This window comes from Bradyrhizobium sp. SZCCHNS2022, from assembly GCF_032377575.1.
Classification (GTDB): domain Bacteria; phylum Pseudomonadota; class Alphaproteobacteria; order Rhizobiales; family Xanthobacteraceae; genus Bradyrhizobium; species Bradyrhizobium aeschynomenes.
The window spans coordinates 7,249,645-7,264,596 of sequence record NZ_JAUHHZ010000001.1 but is presented as its reverse complement, the minus strand read 5'-3'; the positions used below and the strand labels follow the sequence as shown (position 1 = coordinate 7,264,596).

The following is a 14,952-nucleotide window of genomic DNA, read 5'->3' as shown; positions in this document are numbered from 1 at the left end:
CTAACCTGGAAATTCCGCTATTCCGAATTGTAGCTGTTGCGACGGCTCAGCCCGCCGCCGGACCAGGGGTCCGATGACGGCCAACGTCGCAAACAGCAGCGCGATCTCGACGTGGTAGACGATGCTGTAGCCGGTCGCCGGCCCCGCCAACGCCACGCCGAGGCGTCCGTCCAGCGCCAGCTGCGACATCACATCGCGAATGGCGCCGCCGCCGGCGATCGCTATCCCCGCTGACGTCGCCTGCACCGCGCCCCAGGCGCCGAGCGCGAGCCCGCTCTCGCCGTTCTGCACCAGCGCCATCGCTGCCGTCAGCGTGCCGACCGCGAACAGGCCGCCGCCGAATCCGATCAGCGTCGTGCCGATCCGGAACAGCAACGGCGAGGCGAGCGGCGCCGAGAAAATCACCGCGACGAACGCAAACAGTCCGATGCAGCCGCCGAGCGCCGCCACGCGATAGGGATCGGAACCCTTCGCGAGGCGCCGCGCGGACAGGCCGAAGCCTGCGAGCGTGCCCGCCGCGAACAGGGCCGTGAGCGCCGTGGTCTCGCCGACGGTCAGATGCAGGATCTCCGCGCCATACGGCTCGAGCAGAATGTCCTGCATGGTGAAGCCGGCGGTGCCGAGGCCGACCGCGACCAGCACGCGCATCGAGCCGCCGGCCTCGCGGAAGTGCCGCCAGGAGTCGCCGAAGCGCGGGCGCTCCCGGGCAGCCGACGTGCGCGAGGGATCGCGCGCCTCCTGCTTCCACAGCGCGATGACGTTGAGCACCATCTCGGTCAGCGCGGCGCCCTGGATGACCTGAATCAGCCGCATCTCGCTGAAATCGGCGAGCAGCCCGCCGAAGGTCAGCGCGCTCGCCATCATGCCGAACATCAGCATCACATAGAGGAAGGCGACGACGCGCGGGCGCGAGTGCTCGGGCGCGATGTCGGTCGCGAGCGACAGGCCGGCGGTCTGCGTGGTGTGCAGCCCGGCGCCGACCAGCAGGAATGCCAACGCGGCGCCGACACGGCCAGCGATGACCTGGCCCGGCGCATCGCCCGCGGACAGCAGGAGCAGCGCGAACGGCATGATGGCGAGGCCGCCGAACTGCAGCAGAGTGCCCATCCAGATGTAGGGCACGCGGCGCCAGCCGAGCACCGACCGGTGATGGTCGGACTTGAAGCCGATCAGCACGCGCAGGGGCGCGAATATCAGCGGCAGTGCCACCATGGTGGCGACGAGCCATGAGGGAACGCCGAGTTCGACGATCATCACGCGGTTGAGCGTACCGTTCAGCAGCACCACCGACATGCCGATCGACACCTGGAACAGCGACAGCCGCATCAGGCGCGACAGCGGCAGCTCGGTCGAGGCGGCGTCCGCAAACGGCAGATAGCGCGACGACAGCCGCGTCCACAGTTGCAGGACCGATGGTGCGCGCGCGCTCATGACGGGCGGAGCTCCAGCGCTTGCGAGATGTAGAAGCCGTTGGCGATGCGGCTGCTACGCGCGCACCGCCAGTCGGCGAGGTCAGGCTGATCGGCGATCAGGCGGGACAGCTTCTGCTCGGCGACCGGCTCGATCGACGGCGCGCGATTGCCGCGCGGGAACAGGCCACCGACGGCATGCATGACCGCCAGCAGCGGCGTGCGCGGCGCGTAGGTCATCAGGATCGCATCGGAGGTGCGATTGGCGAGGCCGGCGACGATACGCACGGCATCCTCGGCGCGGTAGTGAATGAACGAGTCCATGGCGACGACGAAGTTGAAGCCGCCATGCCGGGGATCGAGCATGTCGCCGGCGACGAACTGGATCGCACTGCGGCTGATGTCGTCGGGCAGACGGCGCTGCGCGATCTCGATCAGCGTCGGCGAGATGTCGACGGCGACCACATCGGCGCCACGGCGCGCCGCCTCGATCGAGAAGCTGCCGGTGCCGCAGCCGGCATCGAGAATGCGTGCACCGCGCAGGTCGAGCGGCAGCCATGACAGCAGCGTCCGCCGCATCTCGTCGCGGCCGGCGCGCACTGTGGCGCGGATGCGGCCCACCGGCGCGTCCGAGGTCAGCCGCGTCCAGGCGGCCACCGCGGTGCGGTCGAAATAGGTCTCCACTTCACTGCGGCGGGCGAGATATTCCGCTGTCGTCATCGTTGAGCCTCACTCAATCGAAGCCAAGGAGATCAAAAATATCGCGGTCCTTGAGCGGCACCGCATGGATCGGCTCGACGCCGGCGAGGAGCGAGGCGGCCAGGCGCAGATATTCGTTCTGGGCGCGCTCGACATCGGGCGACGGCTCCATCTCGAACAAGGTGCACTTCTTCAGCCGGCTCTTGCGGATGACGTCGAGATCCGGGAAGTGCGCCAGCGTCTTCATGCCGATGCGCTCGTTGAACTTGTCGATCTGATCAGTCGCCGCGCTGCGATTGGCGATCACGCCACCGAGCCGCACCGGATAGTTCCGCGACTTCGCCTGGATCGCCGCGACGATGCGGTTCATGGCGAAGATCGAGTCGAAGTCGTTGGCAGCGACGATCAGCGCGCGATCGGCGTGCTGCAGCGGCGACGCAAAGCCGCCGCAGACGACGTCGCCGAGCACGTCGAAGATCACGACGTCGGTGTCCTCGAGCAGATGATGCTCCTTGAGCAGCTTCACCGTCTGGCCGACGACATAGCCGCCGCAGCCGGTACCGGCCGGCGGCCCGCCGGCCTCGACGCACATCACGCCATTGTAGCCCTGGTAGACGAAATCCTCGGGGCGCAGCTCCTCGGAGTGGAAGTTCACCTGCTCGAGGATGTCGATGACCGTCGGGACCAGCCGCTTGGTCAGCGTGAAGGTCGAGTCATGCTTGGGATCGCAGCCGATCTGCAGCACTCGCTTGCCGAGCTTCGACAGCGCCACCGAGAGGTTCGACGAGGTCGTGCTCTTGCCGATGCCGCCCTTGCCATAGACCGAGAACACTTTTGCAGTGCCGATCACCACGTTCGGATCGAGCTGCACCTGAACGCTACCGGCCCCGTCAGGGCGGCGCGGGGCCGTCGTCAGCGGCGGTCTCAAGGTCACATTCATGCGGCAACTCCCACGCCTTCGAGGCGATCTTCGAGTTCTTCCCCGGCCTTGCGCAGGACATCGAGCATCTCGGCATCCGGGGTCCAGTAATTGCGCTCATGCGCTTCGATCAGACGGTTGGCGATCTTCGCGGACGCGGCCGGATTGAGCGAGGCGAGCCGCTCGCGCATCGCGGGGTCGAGCACGAAGGTCGTGGTGATCTGCTGGTACACCCAGGGGGCTACCTGCCCCGTGGTCGCCGACCAGCCAACCGTGTTGGTCACATGCGACTCGATCTGGCGGACGCCCTCGTAGCCATGGGCGAGCAGCGCCTCGTACCATTTCGGATTGAGCGTGCGGGTGCGGGTCTCCAGCGCGACCTGCTCCGACAGCGTCCGCACGGTGCCCTCGCCCCGGGTCTGGTCGCCGATATAGACCGGTGCCGCCTCGCCCTTGGCGCGCTTCACCGCGCGGCTGATGCCGCCGAGCGTATCGAAATAATGATCGATCGTGGTGACGCCGAGCTCGACGGAGTCGACGTTCTGATAGGCGGCGTCGACGCCGGCGAGCACATGGCCGAGCAGCACGTCGCGGCGGACGGGCCGGCCGTCGGTGCCGTAGGCAAAGCCCTTGCGGCGGGTATAGACGTCGGCGAGCTCGTCCTCGTCGGTCCAGGCGCCGCAATCGATCAGATGGTTGACGTTGGCGCCATAGGCGCCCTCGGCATTGCCGAACACGCGGAGCGCGGCATCGTCGATCTCACCGCCATGCGCGGCCTGGAAGGCCAGCGCGTGCTTGCGCACATAGTTGAATTCCTCGGACTCATCCGCCGACGCGGCGAGTAGCGCGGCTTCGGCGAGCAGCTTGGTCTGCAATGGCATCAGATCGCGGAAGATGCCGGACAGCGTGATCACGACGTCGATGCGCGGGCGTCCCAACTGCTCCAGCGGGATCAGCTTGGCGCCGCAGAGCCGGCCATAGCTGTCATGGCGCGGCGCGGCGCCCATCAGCCACAGCGCCTGCGCGATCGGGCCGCCCTCGGTCTTGAGATTGTCGGTGCCCCACAGCACCAGCGCGATCGTCTCCGGCAGAGTGTGGCCCTCGGCGGCATGGCGGGCGAGCAGCCGGGCGACCTGGCGCTCGGCATCCTTGAGCGCAAAGGCGCTGGGAATGCGGAACGGATCGAAGCCGTGCAGGTTGCGCCCCGTCGGCAGCACGTCGGTGTTGCGCAGCAGGTCGCCGCCGGGCACGGGGCGGATGTAGCCGCCGTCGAGTGCATGCAGGATCGCCGGCGTCTCGCTGTCGGTCGCTAGCAGTCTGTCGAGCTCAGTGCGCTTGGCGGCGTCGGTGATCCCTGCGAGGTCGAGCAGCTCGGCGCGCTGCTCTTGCGGCGGCGGAGCGCCGACCACGTGCAGGCCGTGCGGGATCAGCGAATACTCCAGCTCCAACACGCTGGCCGAGAGCGTTGTGATCCGCGTGTCGCGCTCATCGCCCCAGAGCGGCTCGGCCACGGCGAGATCGACCGCTGCCGCCTGCGCCTGGATCAGCGCCGCGCTGTCGCCCCTCACCTGCTCCGTCGCGTCCGGCGACAGACTACGCCAGGCATCGAGCGACGATTTCAGCTCGGCGAGGCCCTTGTAGAGACCGGCACTCGTGATCGACGGCGTGAGATAGCTGATCAAGGTAGCGCCGCCGCGGCGCTTGGCGAGCGCGCCCTCAGAGGGATTATTGGAGGCATAGATGTAGAAGTTCGGGAGATCGCCGATCAGCCGCTCCGGCCAGCACTCGGCCGAGAGACCGGCCTGCTTGCCCGGCATGAATTCGAGCGCGCCGTGGGTGCCGAAATGCAGCACGGCATGGGCGCGATACTCCTCGCGCAGCCAGCGATAGAACGCGGCGAAGGCATGGGTCGGCGCGAAGCTGTGCTCGAACAGCAGCCGCATCGGGTCGCCCTCGTAGCCGAAGGCGGGCTGCAGGCCGACGAACAAATTGCCGAATTGCTCGCCCAGCACCATCAGGCTGGACCCGTCGGTCTGGTGACGGCCGGGCGCCGGGCCCCATTGCTTCTCGATTTCGGCGAGATGCCGCTCGCGGCGGACATGCTGGTCGACCGGAATGCGCACCGCGACATTGGCCGCGGTGCCGAAGCGCTCGGCATTGCCCTTGAGCACACGCGCACGCAGCTCATCGACCGTGGCGGGAACGTCGATGGTGTAGCCGGCCGCGCGCAGCGAGGCCATCACATTGTGCAGCGACTCGAACACCGAGAGATAGGCCGCGGTGCCGGCGCTACCGCCATTCGGCGGGAAGTTGAACAGCACCGCGGCGATCTTGCGCTCGGCGCGGGCCGAGCGGCGCAGTTCGACAAGCCTGGCAACACGTGCGGCGAGTTGCGCGGCGCGCTCGGGCAACGAGGCCATGTCGCGCCCCGCGTCGGCCATCGCCGAGCGGCCGCCGAACACGGTCGGGCCGACGGCGCCGTCGAGCTCGGGGATGGCGACCATCATCGTCGCTTCAACCGGCGTGAGGCCGCGCGCATCGTCATGCCACTGCTCGACGGTCTGGAATTCCAGCGGATGCGCCGCGATCAAGGGCACGTCGAGGCCAGCCATGACCTCCTCGGCGGCGCGCGCGTCATTGTAGGCGGGGCCGCCGACGAGCGAGAAGCCGGTGAGCGAAACAACCGCATCGACTGTCGAGACGCCGTCCTTCTGGAAATAGCGCTCGATCGCCGGGCGCGAGTCCAGTCCGCAGGCGAACACCGGAACGACAGCGAGACCGCGCGCCTCCAGTGCCGCGATCACTCCATCATAATGCGCGGTGTTGGCGGCGAGCAAATAGGAGCGCATCAGGATGACGCCGACGCGGCCGACCGGCTTCGCCAGGACCGGCAACTGATCGGCGCGTTCGACGATCCGTTGCGGAAGCCGCGGATGATAAAGCCCGACATCCGGATAGGTCATCGGCTCGGCGGCAGTGAGCTTGCCGCGCAGCGCGGCGCGCGGTCCGTCGGCATAGCGGCCGACCAGGAAGCGCACCATGTTCGCAAAGTTCTGCTCGGAGCCGGCGAGCCAATATTGCAGCGTCAGGAAATAGGCGCGCAGGTCCTGCGCGGTGCCGGGGATGTAGCGCAGCAGGCGCGGCATCCGCTGCAGCATCTTCATCTGGCTCTGGCCGCTGGAATTGCCGGAGCGGTTGCTGCCGCGCAGCCGCTTCAACAGGCCGAGCACGCCGGTCGCCGAGCCTGACATCGTCAGCTTGCCGAGCCGTGTCAGCCGCACGACTTCGCCGGCCGACAGGCAGCCGATCATCGCGTCGCACTGGTCGCGGCGAGCCTGCAGCGCGGGCAGCACCGGCTGAATGTGGTCCTCCATGAACAGCATGGTGGCGACGACGATGTCGCCGGTCGCGATGTCGGCGAGGCAATGCGCCAGCGCGTCCGGATTGCAGCCCCACTCGTCGGCCGCATGCACCTTGAGATCGAGACCGGGCAGCTCTGCCTGCAAGGTCGTGCGCGCGCGCACGGCTGCCGAGGCGAGATGGCTGTCCATCGTCACGATCACCACCCGGATGGGTGTGACGTCAGCGACCGAAATGCGCTTTGGCATCGTACAAGGTCTCGAGCGTGATCAGGTTGACGTTGCGCTCGCGCGCGAAGCGTTCGGTGTTGCGGCGTGCCTTGCCGCGCACGAAGAACGGAATCTTGGTCAGCTCGCGTTCGGCGTCGGAGGCCCAGGCGAGCTCGGTGGTGACACTGGTTTCGACGACGCGGAGCTGCGGCTGCTGCGGCGGCGCGGCCGGAGCTGCGCCGAGATGTGACGGTGCGTGATCGGCGAACTCGTGATCCTCGCGGAACATGCCGAGCAGATGCTCCTCCAGGCCCATCATCAGCGGATGCACCCAGGTGTCGAACAGCACGTTGGCGCCTTCGAACCCCATCTGCGGCGAGTAGCGCGCCGGGAAATCCTGCACATGGGTCGGCGCCGAGATCACGGCGCAAGGAATGCCGAGGCGCTTGGCGATGTGGCGCTCCATCTGCGTGCCGAGCACCAACTCCGGCCTCAGCTCGCTGACGCGGGCTTCGACTTCGAGATAGTCGTCCGTGATCAGTGGCTCGACGCCGTAGAGCGCGGCGGCCTCGCGGATCTCGCGGGCGAATTCGCGGGCATAGGTGCCGAGGCCGACGACCTCGAAGCCGAGCTCCTGGGTCGCGACCCGCGCCGCGGCAACCGCGTGTGTGGCATCGCCGAAGATGAAGACGCGCTTGCCGGTGAGATAGGTCGAGTCGACCGAGCGCGAATACCAGGGCAGCCGGCTCTCGGCGCGTGACAGTACGGGCTCCGCATCGACGCCGGCAAGGCCTGCGACCTCCTTGATGAAGTCGCGCGTCGCGCCGACGCCGATCGGGATCGTCTTCGTATAGGGCTGGCCGAACTGTCGATTCAGCCATTGTGCCGCCGTCAGCGCGATTTCCGGATACAGCACGATGTTGAAATCGGCCTCCGGCAGGCGGGCGAGATCAGCCGGCGTCGCGTTCCACGGCGCCACCACATTGATCTCGATGCCGAGCTCCACAACCTGCCTGGTCACTTCCGCGAGGTCGTCGCGGTGACGGAAGCCGAGAGCCGTCGGACCAAGCAGGTTGCAGACTGGACGAGCGCCTGTCTCCTTCTCACGGCGGGGGGAGCCATCAGCGGAAGACGCAGCCAACGCCCGTACAATCCGGTAGAACGTTTCCGAGGCGCCCCAATTCTCCTTGCGCTGATAGGCCGGCAGCTCGAGCGGGATCACCGGAATCGGAAGCCTCAAGGCCAGCGCCAGCCCGCCGGGATCGTCCTGGATCAACTCGGCGGTGCAGGACGCGCCGACCAGCATCGCCTGCGGCTGGAAGCGCTCGTAGGCTGCGCGCGCCGCGCTCTGTAGCAGATCGGCAGTGTCGCCGCCGAGATCGCGCGCCTGGAAGGTGGTGTAGGTGACCGGCGGCCTTCGGTCGCGGCGCTCGATCATCGTGAACAGCAGATCGGCGTAGGTGTCGCCCTGAGGGGCGTGCAGCACGTAGTGCACGTCGCGCATGGCGGTCGCGATGCGCATCGCGCCGATGTGTGGGGGGCCTTCATATGTCCAGACCGAGAGCTGCATCTCACACCGCCAGTCGCGTTTGCCGCAGCAAGGGCCGCGCGAACAACTCGGCGAGATCGCCGGCCTGCTCGAAGCCCTGGATGGGCGTGAAGATCAGCTCGATCGACCATTTGGTGGTGAGGCCCTCGGCCTCCAGCGGATTGGCGAGGCCGAGACCGCAGACGACGAGATCGGGCCGCGCTTGACGGCAGCGATCGAGCTGGCGCTCGACGTCCTGGCCTTCGCTGAGCTGCGTGCCGGCGGGCAGCATCGCAAGCTCGGCGACGAGATGATCGCGGTGCAGATAGGGCGTACCGACTTCGACCAGCTCCATGCCGATCTCGCGCGACAGAAAACGCGCCAGGGGAATCTCGATCTGCGAATCCGGAAACAGGAAGACGCGCTTGCCGGCGAGCTGCGCACGGTAACGCGCCAGCGCCTTTTCGGCCCGCGCCTTCAACGGCGCCAGGGTGCGCTCGACGTGAGCACGCGACACGCCGAACGCTTCGGCGGCGGCGGCGAGCCACAGCGCGGTGCCTTCCCCGCCCAACGGGAAAGGCGCTGCGATCCTGCGGCAGCCGCGCTCTTCCAATGCGCGCGCGGTGTCACCCAGGAACGGCTGCGCCAGCAGCACGCGCGTCTCCGGCCCGATCGCCGGCAACTCCGACGAGCGCCGTGGCGGCAGGAAGGCGACATTGTCGATGCCGAGCGCTGCGAAGGTCCGCTTGAACTGGTCCTCGACGACATCAGCGAGGGCGCCAACCACGAGCAGCGACGGCCGCGCGGTCCGATCGGCCTGCGGCAACACCGGCACCAGCGACGCGAGGCAGGCATCTTCGCCTTGCGTGAACGTCGTCTCGATGCCGCTGCCGGAGTAGTTAAGCACGCGGACGCCGGGCGAGAAGCGCTGCGACAGCCGCAAGGCAGCGCGTGACAGGTCGAGCTTGATCACCTCGGACGGGCACGAGCCGACCAGGAACAAGAGCTTGATGTCCGGCCGTCGCGCGAGCAGCTGCGCGACGATGCGGTCGAGCTCGTCATTGGCGTCGACCAGGCCGGCAAGATCGCGCTCTTCCATGATCGCGGTGGCGAAACGCGGCTCGGCGAAGATCATCACGCCGGCGGCCGACTGAATCAGATGCGCGCAGGTGCGCGAGCCGACCACGAGGAAGAACGCGTCCTGAATTTTCCTGTGCAGCCAGACGATGCCGGTGAGGCCACAGAACACCTCGCGCTGCCCGCGCTCGCGCAGCACGCCGTCCGGCGAAGCGGCTGATGTCACGGCACAGGCTTGCGCGGACAGGCTCATGACGCGCGCTCCGTCGTAGCTGCGGCCATCGCCTCGTCCTGCAGCCGCGCCGCGCGCAGCTTCAGCAGGAATTGCGCGGCGTTGATCGCGTAGGCGGTGTAGGCGGCGAGCACGAGCAGCATCTGCTGCTGAGCGCTGCCGATGTGGCCGACGATCGCGGCCAGATAAGCCGTATGCAGCGCGATCACCAGCATCGAGAACACGTCCTCCCAGAAGAAGGCCGCGGCGAACAAATAACGTCCGAACACGACCCGTTCCCAGATCGAGCCGGTGATCATGATGGTGTAGAGCAGCGCCGTCTTCAGCACGACCGAGGCGGTAGCGAGCCAGAGCCCCTCGCCGGTCGCGAGATAGCGCGCCACAAGGCCGAGGCTGATCAGGAAGACGAGAAATTGCAGCGGCGCCAGGATGGCCTGCACCAGCGTCCACGGCGTGGCGTCGCGCCTGCGCTTTTCCTCAGGCGTGTAAAGCGCTTGCCGCTTTGCACGCGGCGCCTTCTCGGGGGTGAAGCAGAGCAGACTCCACAGCGACGGATCCGTAGCGGATGTGAACTGCGCATCACACGATGTGTAAAGATGATTTGACAACACCGGTGCCCAGTGGTGCGATGACGACAACCACAGGGGGATTTGTGGTGCACCGCACTCGGTTTGGTCAACACTACGTTGTAGAGTTCGCCGGTGGCGCATCGCAAATCCCCGAGTGCGAGCCCGATGGGGAAACGCTAGACCTGGGCAGGAAGAGTGTCAATCAAAATTGACGTCAAATAATATTGACGCAGCGAGCGACGTGCGCTCATATGGAGGGGAGGCGCTGATGACCGAGCTCAATGAGACAGCCCGATTTCCGCGAGCACGCTTTCGGACGAAGCGTGGACGGTCCGGCTTTCATCCGCCGGCATCGCCACGCGTCAACGTGCCCTTGCACAGCACCCGCCATCCCCAGCTCAACGGAGCGATCGAGGCCGAGATCATTCCGCGACTGGTGATGGCGCATGCCTCCACCCTCGAACGCATGCCCGCGATCATCACGGCCTCGGCGCAGGAAGCTGCCGACTTCGCCGAGCTGGTGCTGGAGGCGGACGATGATCGCGCCGTGGCCTGCATCCAGGCGCATCGCGATCACGGCGAGACGCTGGAGCGGATCTATCTCGATCTGCTGGTGCCGACCGCAAACCATCTGCGCCATCTCTGGGCCGACGACGAGCGCGACTTTGCCGATGTCACGCTCGCGCTGTGGCGGCTCCAGCAGCTGCTGCGCCATTTCAGCCCGGCATTCTGCGCCGAGGTCGCGGTTGCACCGAGCGGCCTGCGCGTGCTCTTGACCACCGCACCGGGTGATCGGCGCGAGATGGGCCACATGATGTTCGGACTCGTGCTGGCAGGCGAGTTCTTCCGCCGCGACGGCTTCGAGACCTGGATCGAGCCCGACACTGCGGACCGCGGTTTCGTCGATGCGCTGCGCACCCAATGGTTCAACGTCGTCGAGTTCTTCGCCAACAGCGACAAGAAGCTTGACGATCTCGCCTCAAACATAAGGATGGTCCGGCGCGAGTCCTCCAACCAGGACATCGGCGTGCTGGTCTGCGGTCCTGCGTTTATTGAACGGCCTGAACTCGTTCTTCTGGTCGGCGGCGACGGTGTCGTCTCCGATCCGAGCAGAGAGGCTTCGCAAGCCCGGCACGTCGTCAGTCTTCTGACCGAACGGCGATAGCTGAGGGTGCAGTGAAGATGAATGCTGGAACGAGACTTGCCGCGCGAAGGCTCCTTGATTGGGAGGACAACGGCGTTGGTGAGGGCGTTCAGAGCTCCGAAAGAGTCGCTTGGCGATCTCAATGCGGATGTTGCGGCCATGCTGGTGGCCGCAGCCTCCGACATTGCGCTCGCGCTCGACGCCGACGGCAACATTCAGGACTTGGCTTTTCAACAAGCCGGACTGCCGCTTGAATTGAGAAACACAGACGAGTGGATCGGCCGATCCTGGCAAGCAACAGTGTCCGAGGAAAGCCAGACCAAGCCAGAGCTGCTGCTCGCCGAAGCATCCGAGCGCAAGGTGTCGCGCTGGCGCGAGGTGCGCTATCCGGCCGCGCGGGGGCCCGACATCCCGATTCTGTTCGCGGTGGTCGCGATCAAGGGCGCGGCGCGCTTCATCGCGGTCGGCCGCGACGTCCGCGCCACGGCGGCGCTCCAGCAGAAGCTGATCGAGGCCCAGGTCACGATCGAGCGCGATTATTCGCGCATGCGCAACGCCGAATCGCGCTACCGGATCCTGTTCCAGATCACCTCCGAACCGGTGCTGATCATCGACGCCGTGAGCCACCGCATCGTCGAGGCCAATCCGGCTGCTGCCGATCTGCTCGACCACGGCGCCACCAATCTGATCGGCAAGCTGTTTCCGGACGCGCTGCTGCTGGACGACCTGTCGACGTCGCAATCGCTGTCGCTGGCGATTCGCTCCCAAGGCAAGATCGAACGCACCAAGATCAGGCTCGACGGCGGCCGCGACTATCTGCTCGACGGCACCTTCTTCCGGCAGGACACCTCGTCGCTGTTCCTGCTGCGGTTCTCGCCGCAGTCCTCCTCGCAGCCCGCGATCGCGAAATCCTCCGATGTCAACACCCAGCTGGTTCAGTTCGTCGAATCGGCGCCCGACGGTTTCGTCATCACCGACATGGACGGCCGGCTGCTGCACGCCAACGCGACCTTCCTGCAGCTCGCCCAGATCGAGAACATGCATCAGATCCTCGGCGAGACCATCGACCGCTGGATCGGCAAGTCGGCGATCGACTTCTCGGTGATGCTGACCAATCTGCGCCAGCATGGCACCTTGAAGCTGTTCTCCAGCGTCGTCCGCGGCGAGCACGGCTCGCCGGTCGATGTCGAGATCTCGGCCACGACCGTCGGCGCCCCCGGCCAGGCGCGGCTCGGCTTCACCATCCGCAACGTCGGCCCGCGCATCTCGGGCGATGGCAGCGATCACGCGCTGATTCCGCGTTCGCGCGAGCAGCTCGCCGAGCTGATCGGCCGCGTGCCGCTCAAGGAGCTGGTGCGCGAGACCACCGACGTGATCGAGCGCATGTGCATCGAGACCGCGCTCAAGCTCACCGGCGACAATCGCGCCACCGCCGCCGAGATGCTCGGCCTCAGCCGTCAGAGCCTCTACGTCAAGCTCAGGCGCTACGGCATGGCCGAGCCGACCGAAGAAGACAGTCAGTTGGAATAGTGGGAAGAGTTCTGCAATGACCGAGATCGCGCCCGTCCCGCTTGCCCCAAAGCTTCGTTCGAGGCTTCCTTCAAGGCTTCAGCCCTCGGCCGTTCTCGAGCTGTTGAAGCCGATCACTTGGTTTCCGCCGATCTGGGCGTTCGGCTGCGGCGTGGTGTCGTCGGGCGCACCGCTGGCGCCGCGCTGGCCGGTCGTGGTCGCGGGTCTCGTGCTCGCCGGGCCGATGGTGTGCGCCACCAGCCAGGCGGTCAACGACTGGTTCGACCGCCATGTCGACGCGATCAACGAGCCGGACCGGCCGATTCCGTCGGGCCGCATTCCCGGCCGATGGGGTCTCACCATCGCGCTGATCTGGACCGTGCTGTCGCTCGCCGTCGCCACCCTGCTCGGCACCTGGGGCTTTGCCGCCGCCGCGCTCGGCCTCGCGCTGGCCTGGGCCTACAGCGCACCGCCGATCCGGCTGAAGCAGAACGGCTGGCTGGGCAACAGCGCCGTCGGCCTCTGCTATGAAGGGCTGCCCTGGATCACGGCGGCGGCGATCATGAGCGCGCAGGCGCCGTCCTGGCCGGTGCTGTCGATCGCGCTGCTCTATAGCGCGGGCGCACACGGCATCATGACCCTGAACGACTTCAAGTCGATCAACGGCGATCGCGTCAGCGGCGTCAACTCGCTGCCGGTGCTGCTCGGACCCGAGCGCGCCGCCCGCCTTGCCTGCATCACGATGGCGCTGGCGCAGGTCGCCGTGCTGGCGCTGCTGGTCGTCTGGAGCCGGCCGGCCCATGCCTCGATCGTCGCTGCGCTGATCGCGGCCCAGCTGGTGCTGATGCGACGCTTGATGACGAATCCGCGCGAGCTCGCGCCCTGGTACAACGGCACGGGCGTGCTGCTCTATGTGCTGGGCATGCTGGTGACAGCCTTCGCGCTGGCGGGGATGTCGGCATGAGTAACGCTGCGCCTGCTCCCCTGTCCTGGTTCGGCATCGTCAGGCTGGGCCTGGTGCAGACCGCGCTCGGCGCGGTCGTGGTGCTGACCACGTCGACCTTGAACCGCGTGATGGTGATCGAGCTCGCTTTGCCTGCCATGATCCCCGGCCTGCTGGTCGCAATCCACTACGCGATGCAGGTGCTCAGACCCTGGCTCGGCCATGGCTCCGATGTCGGAGGACGTCGTTTCGCCTGGATCGTCGGCGGCATGGCCGTGCTCGCCGCCGGCGGCCTGCTCGCCGCAGCCGCCACTGCGCTGATGGCAAGTCATCTCGTTGTGGGCCTCGCCATCGCCGTGATCGCCTTCATCATGATCGGCATCGGCGTCGGCGCTGCCGGCACCTCGCTCTTGGTGCTGCTCGCCAAGCGCACCGCGCCGGGGCGGCGCAGCGCCGCGGCTTCGATCGCCTGGATCATGATGATCGCCGGCTTCATCGTCACGACCGCGGTCGCCGGCAAGGCGCTCGATCCGTTCTCCGGTGAGCGGCTGATGCTGGTGTCCGGCACGGTCTCGGCGATCGCGATGGTGCTGACCCTGCTCGGCGTCTGGGGCATCGAGCAGCCGGAGGTTCCCTCGGAGGGCGTCTCGGCGAAAGCCGAGCGCGGCGGCTTCATGGAGGATTTCCGCGAGATCTGCCGGGAGCCGCAGGCGCGGCGCTTTGCGATATTCATCTTCGTCTCGATGCTGGCCTACAGCGCCCAGGACCTGATCCTGGAGCCGTTCGCCGGCGGCGTGTTCGGCATGACACCGGGCCAGACCACGCAGCTGTCCTCGGTCCAGCACATGGGCGCGCTGATCGGCATGATCCTGATGCCGGCGATGGCGAGCCTGCATGCCGACTGGCGGACACGGCCGCAGCCCTGGATCATCGGCGGCTGCCTCGCCTCGGCGCTGGCGCTGCTCAGCCTCGTCGCCGCCGCCACGGTCGGCCCGGCCTGGCCGCTGCGCGCCTCGGTGCTGCTGCTCGGCATCACCAACGGCGTCTACGCCATCGCCGCGATCGGCGCGATGATGAACATGGTCAGCGAAGGCCGCGACAATCGCGAGGGCACGCGGATGGGCCTGTGGGGCGCCTCGCAGGCGATCTCGTTCGGCATCGGCGGCTTCGTCGGCACCGCGGCGGCCGACGCCGCGCGAGCTTTCATGCCGTCGACCGCCTCGGCCTATGCGGCGGTGTTCGCCGCGGAGGCCGCGTTGTTCGTTCTCTCCGCCTGGCTCGCGATCTGGATCAAGCGCCCGCGGGAACAGGCCTCGACACTGCAGGTGCAACCGGCCAACCAGGGAGCCTAGTG

Annotated in this window: 11 protein-coding genes; 4 read left to right on the top strand and 7 right to left on the bottom strand. The window is 67.2% G+C overall.

Features of this window, described 5'->3' with window-relative positions; translation table 11 throughout:
- Genes QXZ94_RS32415 through bchF form a run of 7 tightly spaced genes read right to left on the bottom strand, consistent with a single transcriptional unit; the run spans position 1 to position 10,041 of the window.
- Positions 1-1,431, bottom strand: a complete 1,431-nt coding sequence (locus QXZ94_RS32415; protein ID WP_315725315.1) for a BCD family MFS transporter — start codon at positions 1,429-1,431, stop codon at positions 1-3.
- Positions 1,428-2,129, bottom strand: a complete 702-nt coding sequence (bchM, locus tag QXZ94_RS32410; RefSeq protein WP_315725313.1) for a magnesium protoporphyrin IX methyltransferase — start codon at positions 2,127-2,129, stop codon at positions 1,428-1,430. The genes QXZ94_RS32415 and bchM overlap by 4 nt, the downstream gene beginning before the upstream one ends.
- 13 nt (positions 2,130-2,142) lie before the next feature.
- Positions 2,143-3,048 (bottom strand): ferredoxin:protochlorophyllide reductase (ATP-dependent) iron-sulfur ATP-binding protein, encoded by a 906-nt coding sequence (bchL, locus tag QXZ94_RS32405; protein ID WP_315725311.1) that lies wholly within the window; start codon positions 3,046-3,048, stop codon positions 2,143-2,145.
- The gene (locus QXZ94_RS32400; RefSeq protein ID WP_315725309.1) at positions 3,045-6,635 is read right to left on the bottom strand and encodes a magnesium chelatase subunit H; all 3,591 of its coding nucleotides are present in this window, start codon (positions 6,633-6,635) and stop codon (positions 3,045-3,047) included. The genes bchL and QXZ94_RS32400 overlap by 4 nt, the downstream gene beginning before the upstream one ends.
- Entirely contained in the window at positions 6,610-8,166 is a 1,557-nt protein-coding gene (gene bchB, locus QXZ94_RS32395) for a ferredoxin:protochlorophyllide reductase (ATP-dependent) subunit B (RefSeq protein WP_315725307.1), read from the bottom strand. Before bchB ends, QXZ94_RS32400 begins: the two co-directional genes overlap by 26 nt.
- Position 8,167: 1 nt before the next feature.
- A complete protein-coding gene (locus tag QXZ94_RS32390) occupies positions 8,168-9,454 on the bottom strand; it encodes a ferredoxin:protochlorophyllide reductase (ATP-dependent) subunit N (protein ID WP_315725305.1) in 1,287 nt (428 codons plus the stop codon).
- Positions 9,451-10,041 (bottom strand): 2-vinyl bacteriochlorophyllide hydratase, encoded by a 591-nt coding sequence (bchF, locus tag QXZ94_RS32385; protein WP_315725303.1) that lies wholly within the window; start codon positions 10,039-10,041, stop codon positions 9,451-9,453. Before bchF ends, QXZ94_RS32390 begins: the two co-directional genes overlap by 4 nt.
- Positions 10,042-10,270: 229 nt before the next feature.
- Here bchF and QXZ94_RS32380 point away from each other — a divergent pair, with 229 nt between their 5' ends.
- The 4 genes from QXZ94_RS32380 to QXZ94_RS32365 all read left to right on the top strand — a co-directional run bounded on the left by QXZ94_RS32380 (position 10,271) and on the right by QXZ94_RS32365 (position 14,950).
- Positions 10,271-11,167 (top strand): B12-binding domain-containing protein, encoded by an 897-nt coding sequence (locus QXZ94_RS32380; RefSeq protein ID WP_315725301.1) that lies wholly within the window; start codon positions 10,271-10,273, stop codon positions 11,165-11,167.
- A gap of 138 nt (positions 11,168-11,305) precedes the next feature.
- Complete coding sequence (gene ppsR / locus QXZ94_RS32375) at positions 11,306-12,676, top strand: transcriptional regulator PpsR (protein WP_315725299.1); 1,371 nt, start codon at positions 11,306-11,308, stop codon at positions 12,674-12,676.
- Positions 12,677-12,692: 16 nt separating this feature from the next.
- A complete protein-coding gene (gene chlG / locus QXZ94_RS32370; protein ID WP_315725297.1) occupies positions 12,693-13,619 on the top strand; it encodes a chlorophyll synthase ChlG in 927 nt (308 codons plus the stop codon).
- Positions 13,616-14,950 carry a BCD family MFS transporter gene (locus tag QXZ94_RS32365; protein ID WP_315725296.1) on the top strand — a complete coding sequence of 445 codons (1,335 nt, stop codon included), beginning with the start codon at positions 13,616-13,618 and terminating at the stop codon, positions 14,948-14,950. The genes chlG and QXZ94_RS32365 overlap by 4 nt, the downstream gene beginning before the upstream one ends.
- Positions 14,951-14,952: the final 2 nt, after the last annotated feature.